This is a genomic window from Streptococcus mitis bv. 2 str. SK95 (genome assembly GCF_000222705.1).
Taxonomy (GTDB): domain Bacteria; phylum Bacillota; class Bacilli; order Lactobacillales; family Streptococcaceae; genus Streptococcus; species Streptococcus mitis_AY.
In genome coordinates this window covers 1-20,840 of sequence record NZ_AFUB01000026.1, presented here as the reverse complement: position 1 = coordinate 20,840, position 20,840 = coordinate 1, and the positions used below count along the sequence as shown (strand labels likewise).

The 20,840-nt window shown below is 41.3% G+C and carries 19 protein-coding genes; 18 read left to right on the top strand and 1 reads right to left on the bottom strand.

Going from position 1 to position 20,840, the window contains the following annotated elements; genetic code table 11:
• Window positions 1–6 precede the first annotated feature (6 nt).
• The 5 genes from HMPREF9965_RS06610 to HMPREF9965_RS13345 all read left to right on the top strand — a co-directional run bounded on the left by HMPREF9965_RS06610 (window position 7) and on the right by HMPREF9965_RS13345 (window position 4,139).
• Entirely contained in the window at window positions 7–651 is a 645-nt protein-coding gene (locus HMPREF9965_RS06610; protein ID WP_000057507.1) for a YesL family protein, read from the top strand.
• 170 nt (window positions 652–821) lie between these two features.
• Entirely contained in the window at window positions 822–1,739 is a 918-nt protein-coding gene (locus HMPREF9965_RS06605) for a dihydrodipicolinate synthase family protein (protein WP_001281468.1), read from the top strand.
• Window positions 1,740–1,756: 17 nt separating this feature from the next.
• Entirely contained in the window at window positions 1,757–2,641 is an 885-nt protein-coding gene (locus HMPREF9965_RS06600; protein WP_000150244.1) for an ROK family protein, read from the top strand.
• A 427-nt stretch (window positions 2,642–3,068) separates the two neighbouring features.
• The gene (locus tag HMPREF9965_RS06595; RefSeq protein ID WP_001067285.1) at window positions 3,069–3,833 is read left to right on the top strand and encodes a class I SAM-dependent methyltransferase; all 765 of its coding nucleotides are present in this window, start codon (window positions 3,069–3,071) and stop codon (window positions 3,831–3,833) included.
• A 174-nt stretch (window positions 3,834–4,007) separates the two neighbouring features.
• On the top strand, window positions 4,008–4,139 hold the full coding sequence (locus HMPREF9965_RS13345) for a hypothetical protein (protein WP_000413176.1): 132 nt from the start codon (window positions 4,008–4,010) through the stop codon (window positions 4,137–4,139).
• On the opposite strand, the gene HMPREF9965_RS06590 is transcribed toward HMPREF9965_RS13345, so the two are convergent.
• Window positions 4,126–4,977: a MurR/RpiR family transcriptional regulator gene (locus HMPREF9965_RS06590; RefSeq protein WP_000743706.1), complete on the bottom strand. Its 852-nt coding sequence runs from the start codon at window positions 4,975–4,977 to the stop codon at window positions 4,126–4,128. The genes HMPREF9965_RS13345 and HMPREF9965_RS06590 overlap by 14 nt on opposite strands.
• A gap of 256 nt (window positions 4,978–5,233) precedes the next feature.
• On the opposite strand from HMPREF9965_RS06590, the gene pbp2b reads away from it, so the two are divergent.
• From pbp2b to ileS, 13 genes are all read left to right on the top strand, one after another.
• Entirely contained in the window at window positions 5,234–7,276 is a 2,043-nt protein-coding gene (pbp2b, locus tag HMPREF9965_RS06585; RefSeq protein ID WP_001224850.1) for a penicillin-binding protein PBP2B, read from the top strand.
• A gap of 10 nt (window positions 7,277–7,286) precedes the next feature.
• Entirely contained in the window at window positions 7,287–7,883 is a 597-nt protein-coding gene (gene recR / locus HMPREF9965_RS06580) for a recombination mediator RecR (protein WP_000966754.1), read from the top strand.
• A gap of 173 nt (window positions 7,884–8,056) precedes the next feature.
• Entirely contained in the window at window positions 8,057–9,100 is a 1,044-nt protein-coding gene (locus HMPREF9965_RS06575) for a D-alanine--D-alanine ligase (protein ID WP_000814657.1), read from the top strand.
• A gap of 84 nt (window positions 9,101–9,184) precedes the next feature.
• Entirely contained in the window at window positions 9,185–10,546 is a 1,362-nt protein-coding gene (locus HMPREF9965_RS06570) for a UDP-N-acetylmuramoyl-tripeptide--D-alanyl-D-alanine ligase (RefSeq protein WP_000778758.1), read from the top strand.
• A 189-nt stretch (window positions 10,547–10,735) separates the two neighbouring features.
• Complete coding sequence (locus tag HMPREF9965_RS06565) at window positions 10,736–11,440, top strand: TIGR02206 family membrane protein (protein ID WP_001055274.1); 705 nt, start codon at window positions 10,736–10,738, stop codon at window positions 11,438–11,440.
• A gap of 235 nt (window positions 11,441–11,675) precedes the next feature.
• On the top strand, window positions 11,676–13,052 hold the full coding sequence (ftsA, locus tag HMPREF9965_RS06560) for a cell division protein FtsA (protein ID WP_000196349.1): 1,377 nt from the start codon (window positions 11,676–11,678) through the stop codon (window positions 13,050–13,052).
• Between the two features lie 16 nt (window positions 13,053–13,068).
• A complete protein-coding gene (gene ftsZ / locus HMPREF9965_RS06555) occupies window positions 13,069–14,325 on the top strand; it encodes a cell division protein FtsZ (protein WP_004243484.1) in 1,257 nt (418 codons plus the stop codon).
• A 3-nt stretch (window positions 14,326–14,328) separates the two neighbouring features.
• Entirely contained in the window at window positions 14,329–15,000 is a 672-nt protein-coding gene (locus HMPREF9965_RS06550) for a YggS family pyridoxal phosphate-dependent enzyme (RefSeq protein ID WP_000364413.1), read from the top strand.
• 9 nt (window positions 15,001–15,009) lie between these two features.
• Window positions 15,010–15,546: a cell division protein SepF gene (locus HMPREF9965_RS06545; RefSeq protein WP_000053363.1), complete on the top strand. Its 537-nt coding sequence runs from the start codon at window positions 15,010–15,012 to the stop codon at window positions 15,544–15,546.
• Entirely contained in the window at window positions 15,546–15,806 is a 261-nt protein-coding gene (locus tag HMPREF9965_RS06540) for a YggT family protein (RefSeq protein ID WP_000576498.1), read from the top strand. The genes HMPREF9965_RS06545 and HMPREF9965_RS06540 overlap by 1 nt, the downstream gene beginning before the upstream one ends.
• Window positions 15,803–16,594, top strand: coding sequence for an RNA-binding protein (locus tag HMPREF9965_RS06535; RefSeq protein ID WP_000988885.1), 792 nt, complete (start codon window positions 15,803–15,805; stop codon window positions 16,592–16,594). The genes HMPREF9965_RS06540 and HMPREF9965_RS06535 overlap by 4 nt, the downstream gene beginning before the upstream one ends.
• 8 nt (window positions 16,595–16,602) lie before the next feature.
• Window positions 16,603–17,487: a DivIVA domain-containing protein gene (locus tag HMPREF9965_RS06530; protein WP_001123199.1), complete on the top strand. Its 885-nt coding sequence runs from the start codon at window positions 16,603–16,605 to the stop codon at window positions 17,485–17,487.
• A gap of 254 nt (window positions 17,488–17,741) precedes the next feature.
• A complete protein-coding gene (ileS, locus tag HMPREF9965_RS06525) occupies window positions 17,742–20,534 on the top strand; it encodes an isoleucine--tRNA ligase (protein WP_000768066.1) in 2,793 nt (930 codons plus the stop codon).
• The last annotated feature ends 306 nt before the right edge of the window (window positions 20,535–20,840 follow it).

Sequence of the window (20,840 nt, the reverse complement as noted above, 5' to 3'; positions counted from 1 at the left end):
GCAAACATGGCACAAAAAGGAGTAAGCCTTATCAAGGCAGCATTTGATACAGATAATTTTCTCATGCGTTTCAGTGAGAAGGTCTTGGATATCGTGACAGTCAATCTTCTTTTTGTCGTCTCTTGTTTGCCCATTGTGACGATTGGAGTGGCGAAAATCAGCCTTTATGAGACCATGTTTGAGATTAAGAGAAGCAGACGGGTACCAGTATTTAGAACTTATCTAAGAGCTTTCAAGCAAAATCTGAAACTGGGGCTTCAGTTAGGTCTGTTAGAGTTGGGCATTGTGTCATTAAGCCTTCTAGACCTCTATCTCTTCTGGGGACAGACCGCTTTGCCTTTCCAGCTTGTGAAAGCTATTTGTTTGGGAATTCTCATCTTCCTCACTCTCGTAATGTTGGCTAGTTATCCCATTGCTGCGCGCTATGAATTGACTTGGAAAGAAGTGCTGCAAAAAGGGCTTATCTTGGCAAGTTTTAACTTTCCATGGTTCTTCCTCATGTTAGCCATTCTCTTTCTCATAGTGATGGTTCTTTATCTATCCGCCTTCACTCTCCTTTTGGGTGGATCGGCCTTTATCCTCTTTGGTTTTGGTTTGCTGGTCTTTCTCCAAGCAGGATTGATGGAGAAAATTTTCGCCAAATACCAGTAGGATGACTCGTTCCTGAAACTACTTTCAATCGTTACAGTTTCTAAAATACAAGTAGAAACTAAAATCTAAGTGTATACAAGATATTGAAAGCGATTTTCACAAGGTGTATACTAAACTTGTAAAAAATAGAACTGCTCTCAGCAGAAAAAAGAAATCTTAGGAGAAAATCTATGTCAGATTTGAAAAAATACGAAGGTGTCATTCCAGCCTTCTATGCATGTTATGATGATCAAGGAGAAGTCAGTCCAGAGCGTACGCGCGCCTTGGTTCAATACTTCATTGATAAGGGAGTTCAAGGTCTCTATGTCAATGGTTCTTCTGGTGAATGTATCTACCAAAGTGTGGCAGATCGCAAATTGATCTTGGAAGAAGTCATGGCAGTTGCCAAAGGCAAATTGACTATCATCGCTCATGTTGCTTGCAACAATACCAAAGACAGTATGGAACTTGCTCGCCACGCAGAAAGTTTGGGTGTAGATGCCATTGCAACGATTCCACCGATTTACTTCCGTTTGCCAGAATACTCAGTTGCCAAATACTGGAATGACATTAGTGCTGCAGCTCCAAACACAGATTACGTGATTTACAATATTCCTCAGTTAGCGGGTGTTGCTTTGACTCCAAGTCTTTATACTGAAATGTTGAAGAATCCTCGTGTTATTGGTGTTAAGAACTCTTCTATGCCAGTTCAAGATATCCAAACTTTTGTCAGCCTTGGTGGGGAAGACCATATCGTCTTTAATGGTCCAGATGAACAGTTCCTAGGTGGACGACTCATGGGTGCTAAAGCTGGTATCGGTGGTACTTATGGTGCTATGCCAGAACTCTTCTTGAAACTCAATGAGTTGATTGCTGAGAAAGACTTGGAAACAGCGCGTGAATTGCAATACGCTATCAATGCAATCATTGGTAAATTGACTGCTGCTCATGGAAATATGTACTGTGTCATCAAAGAAGTCTTGAAAATCAATGAAGGACTTAACATCGGTTCAGTTCGTTCACCATTGACGCCAGTGACTGAAGAAGATCGTCCAGTTGTAGAAGCAGCTGCAGCCTTGATTCGTGAAACCAAGGAGCGCTTCCTCTAATCTATAAGGAGGTATTTATGACACACTACGTTGCAATTGATATCGGTGGAACCAACATCAAATATGGTTTGATTGACCAAGAAGGTCAACTTGTTGAATCGCATGAAATGCCAACTGAGGCGCATAAGGGTGGACCCCATATCTTACAAAAGACAAAAGATATCGTAGCCAGCTATTTAGAAAAAGGCCCAGTAGCAGGTGTTGCCATTTCTTCTGCAGGGATGGTGGATCCAGATAAGGGTGAGATTTTCTATGCTGGACCGCAAATCCCTAACTATGCAGGAACCCAGTTCAAGAAGGAAATTGAGACGAGCTTTGCGATTCCTTGTGAAATTGAAAATGATGTCAACTGTGCAGGTCTTGCTGAGGCAGTATCTGGTTCAGGCAAGGGAGCGAGTGTCACTCTTTGCTTGACCATTGGAACTGGTATCGGTGGTTGCTTGATTATGGATGGGAAAGTCTTCCATGGATTTAGCAATTCGGCCTGCGAAGTCGGTTACATGCACATGCAGGATGGAGCTTTTCAGGATCTTGCTTCTACGACAGCCTTGGTAGAGTATGTGGCAACAGCTCATGGTGACTCAGTTGCTCAGTGGAATGGGCGACGCATTTTCAAGGAAGCTACTGAAGGAAACAAGATCTGTATGGCTGGTATTGACCGCATGGTAGACTATCTAGGAAAAGGTCTGGCAAATATTTGCTACGTTGCCAATCCAGAAGTAGTCATTCTTGGTGGCGGCATCATGGGGCAAGAGGCTATCCTCAAACCAAAGATTCGCACAGCCTTGAAGGCGGCCTTGGTGCCAAGCCTAGCTGAAAAAACACGATTAGAATTTGCCCATCACCAAAATACAGCAGGGATGTTGGGTGCCTATTATCATTTCAAAACAAAAGAATCCTAGTTTGGAATTAGAGAATTAAGAAGAACTTTTAATCACTACTTGAGTGAAACTGTTTTGCTTAATTCTTTTTTTGCTGATAGGAAAATTGTCAAGGTATATGAAAAGTAGAGGAAAGACCGATCAAGACCATTAAGCGACCTTACTTCATGGGTATGAGAAGTTAATGAAGAATTACAAAAAAACGAACGATAGGAGCAGAGTTCCTACTTTAGAAGAATATATGAGAGGAGATATCCTTTAAGATAATCTTAGAAGACGGCGCAAGCTCTTTACTTTGTTTCTAAAAACTAAACTAAGCCAAGAAGAAAAAGTGATATAATGAGATGGATGAGAATTGACAAATTAGAATTTGTAGAGGTGATAAAACTGTAATGGCAACATATTCACCTTAAATCGAAATAGTATAAAATTACGAGGAGATGATAAGATGAACAATTATATAAAATTAAATGAAGATAGATGGAATAATGTAAAAAATGACTACACTGAGCCGTTGACACATGAAGAATTAGAAGAAGCTAGAAAACATCCAATTTCTGTTGCCTTAACTGTTGGGAAAAAAGTTCCGATAGAATGGTTTGAAAAAGCCAAGGGAAAAAAGATATTAGGTTTAGCTTGTGGTGGTGGTCAGCAGGGTCCCGTTTTTGCTGCAAAAGGTTATGATGTCACCATCATGGATTTTTCTACATCACAATTAGAAAGAGACGAGATGGTTGCTAAAAGAGAAGGCTTAAAGATCAATACCGTTCAAGGCGATATGACAAAACCTTTTCCATTTGAAGATGAAACTTTTGATATTGTTTTTAATCCAGTTTCAAATGTATATATAGAAGATTTAGAAAATATGTATAAAGAAGCCTCTCGAGTATTGAAAAAGGGTGGACTGTTAATGGTCGGATTTATGAACCCTTGGATATACATGTATGATGCTGACATTGTATGGGACAAACCTGATGAGGAATTACTGTTAAAGTTTTCACTCCCTTTTAATTCAAAAGAGCTTGAAGAGGAAGGCGAAATCACCATCAATCCAGAATATGGATATGAATTTAGCCATACCTTAGAAACTCAGATTAGAGGACAACTAAAAAATGGTCTCGCTATGATCGATTTTTATGAATCGTGTGACAAAAGACATCGATTATCACGTTATGGAAATGATTATATAGCTACACTTTGCATTAAACTATAATCTTATAGAACACATTTCAGGAGAATAGCCCGTTTTATTTTCTGTAAGGGTTAAAATCTAAATCCCAGTTTGTCGAAGCAAAACAATTAAATAAAATTAGAGAAAGGAAGTAAAAGCAAATAGCCGATACTTCCTTTTTTGTTGTCAAAAATTCAAAAAAGCAAAGGAGAATTTATGGAAAAACTAAAAAACACAGATAAAAAAGCATCAGCACAAAGAGAAAGATTGGAAAAATTACCTATGAGCCTATTATCATTTCAAAACAAAACAATCCTAGTTTGGTCCAACCAAACTAGGATTTTCTAACGCGTTTTTGTCTACGATAGCCGTTGAGTTTTTTATTTTCCCAATAGCTGTTAAAGATTTTTTCCTTGCTATCTCGATTGATTTCCAAAAAGTAGGCATAAATCAAATCTGTTAAAAAGAGCATAGGGAGTTGAGCGGAAATACGCTGGATGTAAGAAGATTGGCTATGACTTGCGACTAGGACTGTTTCGGTGTAGGCCTGACAGTCTTTGCTAGGAGAACTGGTAAAGAGAATGGTCTTTGCTCCCATGTCCTTGGCATCCAACAAACTATCTAGGACGGATTGGGTAGTGCCCGATAGGGAAAAGCCAAGTACCAAACAATTTTCATCCATGATACTGGTCGTCCATGCAAAACCATCTTGATCGGTTAATGCTTCGCAGACCACACCTAATCGCATAAAACGTAGCTTCATCTCACGGGCAATCAGACCAGAACTTCCCGTCCCAAAAAAGTAAACCCGTTCAGCATTTTCAATTAACTGAGCTACACGTTCAAGCTGCGCTTCATCGATCAAATCCTGTGTTTGTTCCCGTAGGTTGCTGTAGCTTCGCAAAACACGTTTGGTCAAAGGACTATGTTTGTGAGAATGGGTGTCCTGTTTATTGGCTTGGTGTTGGTATTGAAAAACAAATTCTCGATAACCAGTAAAGCCACATTTTTTTGCAAAACGGGTAAGGGCAGCTTGAGAAACATGCAGTTTTTGAGTAACCTGTTGCGACGATAGATCATCCACAATCGTATCTACCTGCAAGAAATAACGAGCGATTTCCTGTTCTAACTCTGTTAATTCTTCAAAATGAAGATCAATAATAGTTGCGATATCCTGCTTTTTCATGGAGCTCCTTTTCATGAGTCAAACTCTTAAAAGTTGACGATTACCTGCTTATTAACATCATTATATCATAGAAGATAGGATAACTAAATAAAAAGGCATTTTCAGATAAAAGTCAAAAAATGCTTCTCCTTTTCCAAGAGTTTCTCCGTAAAATATGGTACAATGAAAAGTACCGAGCTTCACCCGTTTGCTCTATTATTTTAGCTGAAAATGAAGGTGAAAATCGGGAATTTTTCTAGAAAAGAGTCTTAGTTGTATGAGAAAATTCAATAGCCATTCGATTCCGATTCGGCTTAATTTACTGTTTGCCATTGTTATCCTACTGTTTATGACCATTATCGGTCGACTCTTATACATGCAGGTACTGAATAAAGATTTCTATGAAGCAAAGTTGGCATCAGCCAGTCAGACCAGGGTGACAACCAGCTCAGCTCGAGGGCAGATTTATGATGCAACAGGGAAACCCTTGGTAGAAAACACACTTAAACAAGTTGTTTCTTTCACACGAAACAATAAGATGACGGCGGCAGAGTTAAAGGAGACGGCTAAAAAACTGCTGACTTACGTGAATGTCACTTCCCCTGAACTCACAGACCGTCAGATTGCAGACTACTACTTGGCGGACCAGGACGTATACAAAAAAACAGTCGAGGCTCTGCCAAGTGATAAACGCCTAGATTCAGATGGAAATCGCTTATCTGAAGCGACTCTCTACAATAATGCGGTCGAAAGCATTGACGTGAGTCAACTCAATTATACAGATGACCAGAAAAAAGAAATCTATCTCTTTAGTCAGCTCAATGCAGTTGAAAATTTTGCGACGGGCACCATTTCAACAGATGCTTTAGATGATACTCAGGTTGCTCTTGTGGCTTCTGCATCCAAGGAATTACCGGGCATTAGCATTTCAACCTCATGGGACCGAAAAGTACTGGACACTTCTCTATCGTCTATCGTCGGTAGCGTTTCAAGTGAAAAGTCAGGTCTTCCAGCTGAGGAAGTTGACGCTTATCTCAAGAAAGGCTACTCTCTCAATGACCGAGTGGGAACTTCTTATCTTGAAAAGCAATATGAAGATGTCCTCCAAGGCAAACGCTCTGTCAAAGAAGTGCATCTCGACAAACATGGAAACATGGAAAGTGTGGAGAATGTCGAGGAAGGAAGCAAAGGAAACAATATCAAACTAACGATTGACCTAGCTTTCCAGAATGGTGTGGATGACCTACTGAAGGGCTACTTTAACTCAGAGTTGGGTAACGGTGGAGCCAAATATTCTGAAGGGGTCTACGCAGTCGCTCTCAATCCTAAAACAGGTGCAGTTCTAGCCATGTCTGGTATCAAGCATGATGTTGAATCAGGGAAATTAAGTTCAGACTCCCTAGGAACAGTTACCAATGTCTTTGTACCAGGTTCTGTTGTTAAGGCAGCAACCATCAGCTCTGGCTGGGAAAATGGAGTTTTGTCAGGCAATCAAACCTTGACAGACCAGCCGATTGTTTTCCAAGGGTCGGCTCCTATCAATTCATGGTATACCTTGTCATACGGTTCTTTCCCTATCACAGCGGTTGAAGCTTTGGAATATTCCTCTAATACCTACATGGTGCAAACAGCTTTGGGAATTATGGGACAGACCTATAAACCCAATATGATGGTAGCAACGAGCCAACTGGAGACAGCAATGGGCAAATTGCGATCAACCTTTGGAGAATATGGACTCGGAGCTTCAACGGGGATTGATCTTCCAGATGAATCAACAGGATTCATACCAAAAGAATTTGATTTGGCCAACTATCTAAATAATGCTTTTGGTCAGTTTGATAACTACACACCGATGCAGTTAGCTCAGTATGTCGCAACCATTGCAAACAATGGTGTGCGTTTGGCTCCTCACATCGTTGAAGGTGTTTATGGAAACAATGACCAAGGTGGCTTAGGCAGTCTGGTTCAAGAAACAGCCACCAAGGAAATGAACAAGGTTAATATTTCAGAAGCAGATATGGCTATCTTGCAACAAGGTTTCTATCAAGTTTCGCATGGAACGAGTGCTCTGACAACTGGTCGTGCCTTTTCAAATGGCGCAGCCGTATCCATCAGTGGAAAGACAGGTACTGCCGAAAGTTACGTTAATGGCGGTCAAAAAGCCAACAATACCAACGCAGTCGCCTATGCACCGACCGAAAATCCTCAAATCGCGGTCGCAGTCGTCTTTCCTCATAACACCAACTTAACAAACGGTGTTGGACCTTCAATTGCACGCGACATTATCAATCTTTATCACCAACACCATCCAATGAATTAGAAAGGAACTTATGCTGTATCCAACACCTATTGCCAAGCTGATTGATAGCTATTCAAAGTTACCAGGTATAGGGATTAAAACGGCTACCCGCCTAGCCTTCTATACCATTGGAATGTCTGATGACGATGTCAATGAATTTGCCAAAAATCTCCTGTCTGCTAAGCGGGAATTGACCTATTGTTCCATCTGTGGCCGTTTAACGGATGATGATCCTTGCTCGATCTGTACAGACCCGACTCGTGATCAGACAACCATCTTGGTGCTAGAGGATAGTCGCGATGTGGCTGCTATGGAAAACATCCAAGAATACCATGGACTCTATCATGTCTTGCACGGCCTCATTTCTCCTATGAATGGTATCAGCCCAGACGATATCAACCTCAAGAGTCTCATGACCCGTCTCATGGATAGTGAGGTTTCAGAGGTGATTGTGGCAACCAATGCGACGGCAGATGGGGAAGCGACATCTATGTACCTTTCTCGCCTCCTCAAACCAGCTGGTATCAAGGTTACTCGCCTAGCACGAGGTCTAGCTGTGGGAGCAGATATCGAGTATGCGGACGAAGTCACACTCTTACGAGCCATTGAAAATCGGACAGAGTTGTAGGAGTAAACAAATTTACGAACTCAATTCATTTATACAAGAACGGGGAGACCGAGTTTGTCGTTATCGGTCTCTTTTTATATTTCTTTACTATCAGTACCATGTTCAAGTTTCAAAAAAGAAGCAAATATGATATACTAAGGTGCGAGTATTCTATTAGAAAATAGGACAGTAATATGAAACAAACAATTATTCTTTTATACGGTGGACGTAGTGCAGAGCGTGAGGTCTCTGTACTATCAGCTGAGAGTGTCATGCGTGCGGTCAACTACGACCGTTTCACAGTCAAGACTTTCTTTATCAGTCAGTCAGGTGACTTTATCAAGACGCAAGAATTTAGCCAGACTCCAGGTCAAGAGGATCGTCTCATGACCAATGCGACTATTGACTGGGACAAAAAAATAGCGCCAAGTGCCATCTACGAAGAAGGTGCAGTGGTCTTTCCAGTTCTTCATGGTCCGATGGGAGAAGATGGCTCTGTTCAAGGATTCCTTGAAGTTTTGAAAATGCCTTATGTTGGCTGTAATATCTTGTCATCCAGCCTTGCCATGGATAAAATCACGACTAAGCGTGTCTTGGAGTCCGCCGGGATTGCCCAAGTTCCTTATGTAGCCATCGTCGAAGGGGATGATATGACTGCTAAAATCGCTGAAGTTGAGGAAAAGTTGACTTATCCAGTCTTTACTAAGCCGTCAAACATGGGTTCAAGTGTCGGTATTTCTAAGTCTGAAAACCAAGAGGAACTCCGCCAAGCTTTGGATCTTGCCTTCCAATATGATAGCCGTGTCTTGGTAGAGCAGGGAGTGAATGCCCGTGAAATCGAGGTTGGTCTCTTGGGCAACTACGATGTCAAGAGTACACTTCCTGGTGAAGTGGTCAAGGATGTTGCTTTCTACGACTATGATGCCAAGTATATTGACAACAAGATTACAATGGATATCCCAGCTAGAATTAGTGATGATGTAGTAGCTGTCATGCGTCAAAATGCAGAAACAGCCTTCCGTGCTATCGGTGGACTCGGTCTATCTCGTTGTGATTTCTTTTATACAGATCAGGGCGAGATTTTCCTAAACGAGCTCAATACCATGCCAGGTTTCACCCAGTGGTCTATGTATCCACTACTTTGGGACAATATGGGAATCAGCTACCCAGATCTAATTGAGCGTTTGGTTGACCTTGCCAAGGAAAGCTTTGACAAGCGCGAAGCGCATTTGCTATAAAAATGAAAGATAGGGTAGGAGTCAGAACCATCACTGCAAGGTGAGTAGAGTTCTCGGGCTTCAACCCTTTTTAAAGGAGTAGAAATGAAATTAACAATCCACGAAGTGGCACAAGTTGTTGGAGCTAAAAATGATGTGACAGTTTATCCAGATAGTCCGCTAGTTAAGGCAGAATTTGATAGTCGTTTAATTGCGGCAGGAGATTTGTTTGTTCCGCTCAAGGGTGCGCGTGATGGCCACGATTTTATCGAAACAGCTTTTGAAAATGGTGCAGTAGTAACCTTATCCGAGAAAAAGGTTTCAAATCATCCCTACATTCTAGTAGATGATGTGTTGTCTGCCTTTCAAACTCTCGCAGCCTACTATCTTGAAAAAACGGCTGTTGATGTCTTTGCTGTTACAGGTTCAAATGGTAAGACGACGACCAAGGATATGCTGGCGCATTTACTGTCAACAACCTACAAAACCTACAAAACTCAAGGCAATTACAATAATGAGATTGGACTTCCCTACACAGTTCTCCACATGCCTGAAGGGACAGAAAAGTTGGTCTTGGAGATGGGGCAGGATCACTTGGGAGATATTCATCTCTTGTCTGAATTGGCTCATCCTAAGACAGCCATCGTGACCTTGGTTGGAGAAGCCCATTTGGCCTTTTTCAAAGACCGTTCAGAAATTGCTAAAGGGAAGATGCAAATTGCAGACGGTATGGCTTCAGGTTCTTTGCTTTTGGCACCGGCCGACCCGATTGTAGAGGACTACTTGCCAACTGATAAAAAGGTAGTCCGTTTTGGGCAAGGAGCAGAGCTGGGAATCACAGACTTGGTTGAGCGCAAGGACAGTCTGACCTTTAAAGCTAATTTCTTGGAAAAAGCTCTTGACTTGCCGGTAACTGGTAAGTACAATGCCACCAATGCTATGATTGCTGCTTATGTGGCTCTACAAGAAGGAGTTTCAGAGGAGCAGATTCGTCAGGCTTTCCAAAATCTTGAATTGACTCGTAACCGTACCGAGTGGAAGAAAGCGGCCAATGGAGCAGATATCCTGTCAGATGTGTATAATGCCAATCCTACAGCGATGAAGTTGATTTTGGAGACTTTTTCGGCTATTCCAGCCAACGAAGGAGGCAAGAAAATTGCTGTCTTGGCAGACATGAAGGAACTCGGTGACCAGTCTGTTCAACTCCATAATCAGATGATTTTGAGCCTTTCCCCAGATGTGCTTGATATGGTTATTTTCTATGGAGAAGACATCGCTGAATTGGCTCAACTGGCCAGTCAAATGTTCCCAATCGGTCATGTATACTACTTCAAGAAAACAGGCGACGAAGACCAGTTTGAAGCCATGGTCAAGCAGGTTAAGGAAAGCCTCGGTGCCAATGACCAAATCCTGCTCAAAGGTTCGAACTCAATGAATCTAGCCAAGTTGGTAGAAAGTTTAATCTAGTTTTAGAACCAAAAGTTTTAAACTGTGGTTTTTAATAGGTGCATTTCTGCTACACAAATGATATAATAGGTTGCGAATTTAAGTCGCAAGTATTCTATGCTTAGTATAGAATCAAGCTTTTTCAAAAAAATTAAAAAGGTCGAGCAGTGACTTTTCTACTGCTCTGGCTAGATGAACGAGGAATAGAATATGAATTTGTGGGAACAATTATTTACCACACAGATATCAGAACCGCCCCAGTTTGAACTCCACTGGTATATTGGTTTGTTATGTTTATTGGCTCTTACTTTCTATGCTTCTTATCGCTTTCGCGACAAAGTGACTTACCAGCGCTTTATTCAGATCCTTCAGTCTCTTCAACTGATTGTTCTGTATAGCTGGTATTGGGGGAATCAAATGCCCTTATCAGAAAGTTTGCCCTTCTATCATTGCCGTATCGCCATGTTTGTTATGCTCTTGATTCCAGGGACTTCCAAGTACAAGCAATACTTTGCTCTTTTAGGAACCTTTGGAGCAACAGCAGCTCTGGCTTACCCGCTCTTTGACCCTTATCCGTTTCCGCATGTGACCATCCTATCCTTTATCATCGGGCACGTGGCACTTTTGGGGAATGCGCTCCTATACTTGTTTAAGAATTATGAAGCTTCCCTGCTCAATTTGAAAAATGTGACAGTGATTACATTTTCTCTAAATGCCTTGATAGGAGTTGTCAACTTGGTTGTAGGTGGAGATTATGGATTTTTAAATAAACCACCACTAGTGGGGAATCACGGACTATTGGCTAACTACCTCATCGTGTCCAGTGTGTTGGTAGTAGCAATCAGCTTGACTGCAAAAGTAGTAGAGGTCTTTTTGCAACAAAGAGCAGAAAAAATGATTCAAGAGAAAGCTTAAAAAGGCCTTCTCTTTTTTTGATTAAATATGCAAAATATAGCCGTAAGGATATAAAAATAATGATTGCTCCTGAGAAAAATCGTTCAAAAGACTTTTACAAAAAACCTAGAGGAAATTTATGAAAAACTAAGCACGATTGGATTTTTTGTGTTATAATATTTTGTGAATAGCTGTGTCCGTCACAGTTATTGAAAATAGAAGTGAGAAACTTGGAAGACAGAGAGGATGCAATGTAATGACTAGAGATGGTTTTTTTACAGGCTTAGATATCGGAACTAGCTCCATCAAAGTGCTGGTTGCCGAACATAGAGATGGTGAAGTAAATGTAATTGGCGTTAGCAATGCCAAGAGTAAAGGTGTCAAAGACGGGATTATTGTTGATATTGAGGTTGCTGCTTCAGCAATTAAATCCGCAATTTCCCAAGCAGAAGAGAAGGCAGGAATTTCAATCAAGTCTGTCAATGTTGGTTTACCAGCAAACCTCTTGCAGGTTGAACCAACTCAAGGAATGATTCCTGTAACATCAGATACAAAAGAAATTACAGATCAGGATGTTGAAAATGTTGTCAAATCAGCTTTGACAAAGAGCATGACTCCTGACCGTGAAGTGATTACGTTCATTCCTGAAGAGTTTATCGTGGATGGTTTCCAAGGTATTCGTGACCCTCGTGGCATGATGGGGGTGCGTTTGGAAATGCGTGGCTTACTTTACACAGGACCTCGTACCATTCTTCATAACCTTCGTAAAACCGTGGAGCGTGTGGGAATCCATGTTGACAACGTCATCATCTCACCATTAGCGATTGTAAATTCAGTTCTCAACGAGGGAGAACGTGAGTTTGGCGCGACAGTGATTGATATGGGTGGTGGGCAGACTACAGTTGCAACTATTCGCAATCAAGAATTGCAATTTACAAATATCTACCAAGAAGGTGGAGAATATGTCACTAAAGACATTTCCAAAGTCTTAAAAACTTCCCAAAAAATCGCAGAAAGTTTGAAACTAAACTATGGTGAAGCTTATGTTCCACTAGCAAGTAACGAGACTTTCCAAGTTGAAGTCATTGGTGAAGTAGAGCCCGTTGAAGTGACAGAAAGCTACTTGGCAGAAATTATTTCAGCACGTATCAAACATATTTTTGATCAAATTAAACAGGAGTTAGACAGAAGACACTTGTTGGATCTACCAGGTGGTATCGTTCTGATCGGCGGAAATGCGATTTTACCAGGAGTTGTCGAATTGGCGCAAGAAGTGTTTGGTGTTCGAGTGAAACTCTATGTGCCAAATCAAGTGGGAATTCGCAACCCTGCTTTTGCACATGTAATCAGCTTGTCTGAGTTTGCAGGTAAATTGACAGAAGTGAATCTTCTGGCTCAAAAGGCAGTCAGAGGAGATGAATTCCTTCGCCAAAAACCAATTAATTTTGGTGTTTCAAATCAAAGTGTGACACCGATTATACAAACAACTCCAGTGCAACCAGCTACTGCAGCAACTGAAATCACATCTGACAGTGGCCTTGCTCCAAGAGACGAATTCCAAGCAAGTTCTCAAGATAAACCGAAATTAACAGACCGTTTCCGCAGCTTGATCGGAAGCATGTTTGATGAATAAAAGAGGAAAAGAAATTATGACATTTTCATTTGATACAGCAGCTGCTCAAGGTGCAGTTATTAAAGTAATTGGTGTCGGTGGAGGCGGTGGTAATGCTATTAACCGCATGATCGACGAAGGTGTTTCAGGCGTAGAATTCATTGCGGCGAACACAGACGTACAAGCCTTAAGCAGTACAAAAGCTGAAACAGTTATCCAACTCGGACCAAAGTTGACTCGTGGTTTGGGTGCTGGTGGTCGTCCAGAAGTTGGACGTAAAGCTGCTGAAGAAAGCGAAGAAGCATTGACAGCAGCAATTAGCGGAGCAGACATGGTTTTCATCACTGCTGGTATGGGTGGAGGATCTGGAACAGGTGCTGCCCCAGTTATTGCCCGCATTGCAAAAGATCTTGGAGCTCTTACAGTTGGTGTTGTGACACGACCTTTCGGATTTGAAGGAAGCAAACGTGGTCAGTACGCTGTAGAAGGAATCAACGAACTTCGCGAGCATGTTGATACTCTATTGATTATCTCAAACAACAACTTGCTAGAAATTGTTGATAAGAAGACACCGCTTCTTGAAGCTCTTAGTGAAGCAGATAACGTCCTTCGCCAAGGTGTTCAAGGGATTACAGACTTGATTACCAACCCAGGTTTGATCAACCTTGACTTTGCCGATGTGAAAACTGTCATGGCAAACAAAGGGAATGCCCTCATGGGTATCGGTATTGGTAGTGGAGAAGAGCGTGTCGTTGAGGCGGCTCGTAAAGCGATTTACTCACCACTTCTTGAAACAACCATTGATGGTGCTGAAGATGTCATTGTCAACGTTACTGGTGGTCTTGATTTGACATTGATTGAAGCGGAAGAAGCTTCAGAAATCGTCAACCAAGCAGCTGGTCAAGGAGTGAATATCTGGCTTGGAACATCAATCGACGAAAGCATGAAAGATGAAATCCGTGTAACAGTTGTAGCGACTGGTGTTCGTCAAGAACGTGTAGAAAAAGTTGTTGGTTCTCCAGTAAAACAAGCGGCTCGTCGTGAAGCCTCAAGACAACCGCACCCTCAAAATTTTGATCGTCATTTTGACCTAGAAGATACAGCAGAATTACCAAAACAAAGCCAACGACGCTTTGAAACAAGTCAATCTTCTGCTTTTGGTGATTGGGACTTGCGTCGTGAATCAATCGTTCGTCAAACTGATTCAGTCGTATCACCTGTAGAACGTTTCGAAGCACCGACTTATCAGGACGAAGATGAGTTGGACACACCTCCATTCTTCAAGAATCGTTAATCAATGGATTTGAAAAAAAATACAGAGTTCGTTTTTCAGCAGGTCGCTGAAGCTAGCCGAGAAGCCAATCGTGATCCAGCTTCTGTTTCAATTATTGCAGTGACAAAATATGTGGACGTAAAAACAGCGGAAGCCCTGCTTCCCCTGGGTGTTCATCATATTGGTGAAAATCGTGTTGATAAATTTTTAGAAAAATATCAGACGTTAAAAGAATTCCCTGTCACTTGGCATTTGATTGGAACGCTACAAAGACGGAAGGTCAAAGAAGTAATCCCTTTTGTGGATTACTTTCATGCTTTAGATTCCTTTAAATTGGCACAGGAGATTCAAAAGAGGACAGATCATGTTATCAAGTGTTTCCTACAGGTCAATATTTCAGGAGAAGAAAGCAAGCATGGTTTTTCAAAAGAAGAATTACTAGAACTTTTGCCGGACTTGGCTCAGCTAGATCAGATTGAGTATGTTGGTTTGATGACCATGGCTCCTTTTGAGGCAGATTCTGATGAATTGAAACAAATTTTCAAGAAAACTCAGGAACTGCAAGCAGAAATTAGGGAAAAACAAATTCCTAATATGCCGATGACAGAGTTGAGCATGGGCATGAGTCGTGACTATAAGGAAGCGATTCAATTTGGTTCGACCTTTGTTCGAATTGGCACAGCATTTTTTAAATAGGAGAGATCTATGTCTTTAAAAGATAGATTTGATAAATTTATAGATTATTTTACAGAAGATGGGGAAGAAACAACTGCGACTTATCAACCTCAGGATGAACAGATGATTGCTTCATCGAGTAGTTCAGCTTCTAAAGAACTGCCAGCGCAGTTTCAATCAACCACTTCAAAAGATGCCAACATCACTCGCTTACATGCTCGCCAACAAGAATTGGCTATGCAAAGTCATCGTACAGATGAAAAAGTAACGATTGATGTTCGTTATCCTAGAAAATATGAGGATGCAACAGAGATTGTGGATTTATTGGCTGGAAATGAAAGTATCTTGATTGACTTTCAGTACATGACAGAGGTTCAGGCTCGTCGTTGTCTAGACTATCTGGACGGTGCCCGTCATGTTTTGGCAGGTAATCTGAAAAAAGTTGCGAGTACAATGTATTTGTTGACACCAGTCAATGTGATTGTGAATATTGAAGATATCAAGTTGCCTGATGATTCTCAAAGTGCAGAATTTGGTTTTGATATTAAACGAAGTAGAGCGAAATAATGATTTTTCTGATTCGTCTAATCCAAAATGCAGTGAATATCTATTCCCTGCTTTTGTTAATCTATGCACTCCTCTCTTGGTTTCCAAATTCTTACGGTAGTTCACTAGAACGTTTACTGGAAAAGCTTGTTAGACCGATTGTTGATCCACTTCGCCGTTTACCTTTACAATTTGGAGGTTTGGATTTATCCATTTGGCTGGCAATCTTAATCGTCCGTTTTTTGGGTGACAGCTTGATTCGTTTCTTGTTGATAATATGATGACAAATAAAGCGATTTACCAGCACTTTTCCCTTGCTGATGCTCCCTTTATTGATAAGGGATTAGAGTGGGTCAAGCGGGTGGAAGATACTTATACTCCTGTCCTCACTGCTTTTGTCAACCCGCATCAGGAACATATATTGAGGGTTTTGGCTGGGACCTATGGACTGGGCTGTGTGAGTAGCGGAGAATATATCCATACGGAATTTGTCCGTGTCCTTCTGTATCCGGACTATTTCAGTCCGACACTGTCAGATTTTGAAATGGCATTGCTAGAGATCCGTTATCCAAGTAGATTTGAACAGCTAACACATGCAAAGATTTTGGGGACAATCATCAATCAACTAGGAATTGATCGTAAGCTCTTTGGTGATATCTTGGTAGATGAAAAGAGAGCACAGATTTTTGTCAATCGTGATTATATCCCTCTGTTTCAGGACGGGATACAAAAGATTGCCAGACTACCTGTGTCGCTGGAGGAATGTCCTTTCACCGATAAAATAATATCTGAGATCAATTATCAAGAACAAGAGATTTTGATTTCCAGTTTTCGTTTGGATGCCCTCTTATCAAGTGCCTTGAAATTATCCAGAAAGCAGGCTAGTCAACTCATAGAGAAAAAATCTGTTCAGGTAAACTACCACCCCATTGAAAGATTAGATTATCTAGTAGCTGTAGGGGATTTGATTAGTGTGAGAAAGTTTGGTCGTCTGAAGATTGTCAAAGAAAATGGGCAAACTAAAAGGGATAAGATAAAACTGACTATCCAATTATTATTAAGTAAGTGAGGAAAAGTATGCCAATTACATCATTAGAAATTAAAGATAAAACCTTTTCTACGAAATTCAGAGGGTTTGATCCAGAAGAAGTAGATGAATTTCTTGATATTGTTGTTCGTGATTACGAGGACTTAGTTCGCAATAATCACGAAATGGAAAGACACATTAGAAGTTTAGAAGAGCGCTTATCTTACTTTGATGAGATGAAGGATTCGTTGAGCCAGTCTGTTTTGATTGCTCAAGATACGGCTGAACGTGTAAAGCAAGCTGCTCAAGAGCGCTCAAACAATATTATTCAACAGGCTGAGCAAGATGCCCAGCGCCTTCTTGAAGAGGCAAAATACAAGGCTAATGAAATCCTACGTCAGGCAACAGATAATGCTAAGAAAGTAGCTGTTGAGACAGAGGAATTGAAAAACAAAAGCCGTGTATTTCATCAACGTCTCAAATCTACGATTGAGAGCCAGTTAGCAATTGTCGAATCTTCAGATTGGGAAGACATTCTTCGTCCGACTGCGACTTATCTCCAAACAAGTGATGAAGCCTTTAAGGAAGTTGTAGGAGAGGTCTTGGGAGAAGCTGTTCCTTCGCAACCAGAAGAAGAGCCGATTGATGTGACTCGCCAATTTTCACCTGAAGAAATGGCTGAGTTACAAGCCCGCATCGAAGCAGGTAATAAAGAATTAGCTGAGTTTGAAGCTCAGCAGGCTAGCAGTCAAGCGGAAAGTCATGTGTTAGACATCGATACGCTTGTAGAAGAGATACAGTCTCATTCAGTTGAGCCACAACATGAGGATTCAGAAATCGTGACAGAGTATTTCTCAGTATCGCCATCAGCAACTGGAATTGCTTCTTCAACTACTAGCCATGGAGCACAACAAGAATCCGTTACAATATTATAAGAAATAAATGTGAGAACAAGATTTGACCAACTATATTTCCAGCGAGTAGGAGACGGTGTGAGTCCTGCAATCCCTAGTGGTGAGATTATCCTCTCAAGCAATCCAGTCTGAAAGCAGTAAGGCTGGACGTTTCCCACGTTACGGGACAAGAGGGGAAAAGACAAAGTCTTTTTCCGAACAAAGGTGGTACCACGATTTTCGTCCTTTTTAGCGATTCGTGGTTTTTAATTTGTCTATATAATAAAGGAGATATAATGAAACTCAAAGATACCCTAAATCTTGGAAAAACTGAATTTCCAATGCGTGCTGGACTTCCTACTAAAGAACCACTATGGCAAAAAGAGTGGGACGAAGCGAAACTTTACCAACGTCGTCAAGAATTGAACCAAGGAAAACCGCATTTCACCTTGCATGATGGACCTCCCTATGCCAACGGAAATATCCACGTTGGGCACGCCATGAACAAGATTTCTAAAGATATTATTGTTCGTTCAAAATCCATGTCAGGTTTTTATGCGCCTTATATTCCAGGTTGGGATACACATGGTCTGCCAATCGAGCAAGTTTTGGCAAAACAAGGTGTCAAACGCAAAGAAATGGACTTGGTTGAGTACTTGAAACTTTGCCGCGAGTATGCTCTTTCTCAAGTTGATAAACAACGTGAAGACTTTAAGCGTTTGGGTGTTTCTGGTGACTGGGAAAATCCTTATGTTACCTTGACTCCAGACTATGAAGCGGCTCAAATCCGTGTCTTTGGTGAAATGGCTAAAAAAGGCTATATCTACCGTGGTGCCAAGCCAGTTTATTGGTCATGGTCATCTGAGTCAGCCCTTGCAGAAGCGGAAATTGAATACCATGACTTGCTTTCAACTTCCCTTTACTATGCTAACCGCGTCAAAGATGGAAAAGGTGTACTAGATACAGATACTTACATCGTTGTCTGGACAACAACTCCATTTACCATCACAGCTTCTCGTGGTTTGACAGTTGGAGCAGATATTGATTATGTATTGGTACAACCAGCTGGCGAAGATCGTAAATTTGTGGTTGCTTCAGAATTGTTGAACAGCCTTTCTGAGAAATTTGGCTGGGCTGATGTTCAAGTTTTGGCGACCTACCGTGGTCAAGAATTGAATAAAATTGTGACAGCTCACCCATGGGATACAGCTGTAGATGAGTTAGTGATTCTTGGTGACCACGTTACGACTGACTCTGGTACAGGTATCGTCCATACAGCTCCAGGTTTTGGTGAGGACGACTACAATGTCGGTGTTGCTAACGGCCTTGAAGTTGCAGTAACGGTTAATGAACGCGGTATTATGATGGCAAATGCTGGCTCTGACTTTGAAGGTCAATTCTATGACAAGGTTGTACCAACTGTTATCGAAAAACTGGGCGATCTTCTCCTTGCTCAAGAAGAAATCTCTCACTCATACCCATTTGACTGGCGTACGAAAAAACCAATCATCTGGCGTGCAGTACCACAATGGTTTGCCTCTGTATCTAAATTCCGCCAAGAAATCTTGGACGAAATTGAAAAAGTGAAATTCCACTCAGAATGGGGTAAAGTACGTCTTTACAACATGATTCGTGACCGTGGCGACTGGGTCATCTCTCGCCAACGTGCTTGGGGAGTTCCACTTCCTATCTTCTATGCAGAAGACGGCACACCAATCATGACAGCTGAAACTATTGAACATGTGGCTCAACTCTTTGAGGAACACGGCTCTCTCATCTGGTGGGAACGTGATGCTAAAGACCTCTTGCCAGAAGGATTTACCCATCCAGGTTCTCCAAATGGTGAGTTCAAGAAAGAAACAGACATTATGGACGTTTGGTTTGACTCAGGCTCATCATGGAATGGTGTAGTGGTAAACCGTCCAGAACTCAAATATCCAGCTGACCTCTACCTTGAAGGTTCTGACCAATACCGTGGTTGGTTCAACTCATCATTGATCACATCTGTTGCCAACCATGGCGTGGCTCCTTACAAACAAATCTTATCACAAGGTTTTGCCCTTGATGGTAAAGGTGAGAAGATGTCTAAATCCCTTGGAAATACGATTGCTCCAAGCGATGTAGAAAAACAATTTGGTGCGGAAATCTTGCGCCTCTGGGTAACAAGTGTAGACTCAAGCAACGACGTGCGTATTTCTATGGATATCTTGAGCCAAGTCTCTGAAACCTACCGTAAGATCCGTAACACCCTTCGTTTCTTGATTGCCAATACATCTGACTTTAACCCAGCTGTGGATGCTGTAGCTTATGAAGAACTTCGTTCTGTTGATAAGTATATGACCATCCGATTTAACCAACTTGTTAAGACTATTCGTGATGCTTATGCAAACTTTGAATTCTTGACTATCTACAAGGCTTTGGTGAACTTTATCAACGTTGACTTGTCAGCCTTCTACCTTGACTTCGCCAAAGACGTTGTCTACATCGAAGGTGCAAAATCACTCGAACGTCGTCAAATGCAGACTGTCTTTTATGACATCCTTGTTAAAATCACAAAACTCTTGACACCAATCCTTCCTCACACTGCGGAAGAAATCTGGTCATATCTTGAGTTTGAAGCTGAAGACTTCGTTCAATTGTCAGAATTGCCAGAAGCACAAATTTTTGCTAACCAAGAAGAAATCTTGGATACCTGGGCGGCCTTCATGGACTTCCGTGGACAAGCTCAAAAAGCCTTGGAAGAAGCTCGTAATGCAAAAGTTATCGGAAAATCGCTTGAAGCACACTTGACAGTTTATCCAAATGAAGTGGTGAAAACTTTGCTCGAAGCAGTAAACAGCAATGTAGCTCAACTTTTAATCGTGTCAGAATTGACCATCGTAGAAGGAGCAGCTCCAGAAGGCTCAGTTAGCTTTGAGGATGTTGCCTTTACAGTTAAACGTGCTGCAGGTGAAGTTTGTGACCGTTGCCGTCGTATCGATCCAACAACAGCAGAACGCAGTTACCACGCAGTCATCTGTGACCACTGTGCAAGCATCGTAGAAGAAAACTTTGCCGACGCAGTCGCAGAAGGATTTGAAGCGAAATAATCAGAAAGAGACTGAGAGAGGTCGCTAAAATCATAAAAACGCATAATATCAAGAGTTCAAGTGCTTTGATATTATGCGTTTTATCATGGGAAAATTTAATAGTCCATTTCTTCAAATGAAGTTCTTCCTGGCCTGCCCGTGTAGATAATTAACATAATCAACTATTCAGTTTTCTCATAATTTTATATTTCCACTAATTATAAAGAGACTATGGAACTTAAAATTATTTTTTGATAATCAATATTTATTATAAAATTTTATAAGATTGTTTAATTTTTAGATAAATTATGATTGAATAATACCTAT

Bases quoted from the DNA above. Each gene is read 5' to 3' on its own strand.
- HMPREF9965_RS06610 (WP_000057507.1), top strand. From the start codon at position 7: ATGGCACAAAAAGGAGTAAGCCTTATCAAGGCAGCATTTGATACAGAT.
- recR (WP_000966754.1), top strand. From the start codon at position 7,287: ATGCTGTATCCAACACCTATTGCCAAGCTGATTGATAGCTATTCAAAG.
- HMPREF9965_RS13345 (WP_000413176.1), top strand. From the start codon at position 4,008: ATGGAAAAACTAAAAAACACAGATAAAAAAGCATCAGCACAAAGAGAA.
- pbp2b (WP_001224850.1), top strand. From the start codon at position 5,234: ATGAGAAAATTCAATAGCCATTCGATTCCGATTCGGCTTAATTTACTG.
- HMPREF9965_RS06575 (WP_000814657.1), top strand. From the start codon at position 8,057: ATGAAACAAACAATTATTCTTTTATACGGTGGACGTAGTGCAGAGCGT.
- ileS (WP_000768066.1), top strand. From the start codon at position 17,742: ATGAAACTCAAAGATACCCTAAATCTTGGAAAAACTGAATTTCCAATG.
- HMPREF9965_RS06605 (WP_001281468.1), top strand. From the start codon at position 822: ATGTCAGATTTGAAAAAATACGAAGGTGTCATTCCAGCCTTCTATGCA.
- HMPREF9965_RS06545 (WP_000053363.1), top strand. From the start codon at position 15,010: ATGTCTTTAAAAGATAGATTTGATAAATTTATAGATTATTTTACAGAA.
- HMPREF9965_RS06595 (WP_001067285.1), top strand. From the start codon at position 3,069: ATGAACAATTATATAAAATTAAATGAAGATAGATGGAATAATGTAAAA.
- ftsA (WP_000196349.1), top strand. From the start codon at position 11,676: ATGACTAGAGATGGTTTTTTTACAGGCTTAGATATCGGAACTAGCTCC.
- HMPREF9965_RS06565 (WP_001055274.1), top strand. From the start codon at position 10,736: ATGAATTTGTGGGAACAATTATTTACCACACAGATATCAGAACCGCCC.
- HMPREF9965_RS06550 (WP_000364413.1), top strand. From the start codon at position 14,329: ATGGATTTGAAAAAAAATACAGAGTTCGTTTTTCAGCAGGTCGCTGAA.
- HMPREF9965_RS06570 (WP_000778758.1), top strand. From the start codon at position 9,185: ATGAAATTAACAATCCACGAAGTGGCACAAGTTGTTGGAGCTAAAAAT.
- HMPREF9965_RS06535 (WP_000988885.1), top strand. From the start codon at position 15,803: ATGATGACAAATAAAGCGATTTACCAGCACTTTTCCCTTGCTGATGCT.
- HMPREF9965_RS06540 (WP_000576498.1), top strand. From the start codon at position 15,546: ATGATTTTTCTGATTCGTCTAATCCAAAATGCAGTGAATATCTATTCC.
- ftsZ (WP_004243484.1), top strand. From the start codon at position 13,069: ATGACATTTTCATTTGATACAGCAGCTGCTCAAGGTGCAGTTATTAAA.
- HMPREF9965_RS06590 (WP_000743706.1), bottom strand. From the start codon at position 4,977: ATGAAAAAGCAGGATATCGCAACTATTATTGATCTTCATTTTGAAGAA.
- HMPREF9965_RS06530 (WP_001123199.1), top strand. From the start codon at position 16,603: ATGCCAATTACATCATTAGAAATTAAAGATAAAACCTTTTCTACGAAA.
- HMPREF9965_RS06600 (WP_000150244.1), top strand. From the start codon at position 1,757: ATGACACACTACGTTGCAATTGATATCGGTGGAACCAACATCAAATAT.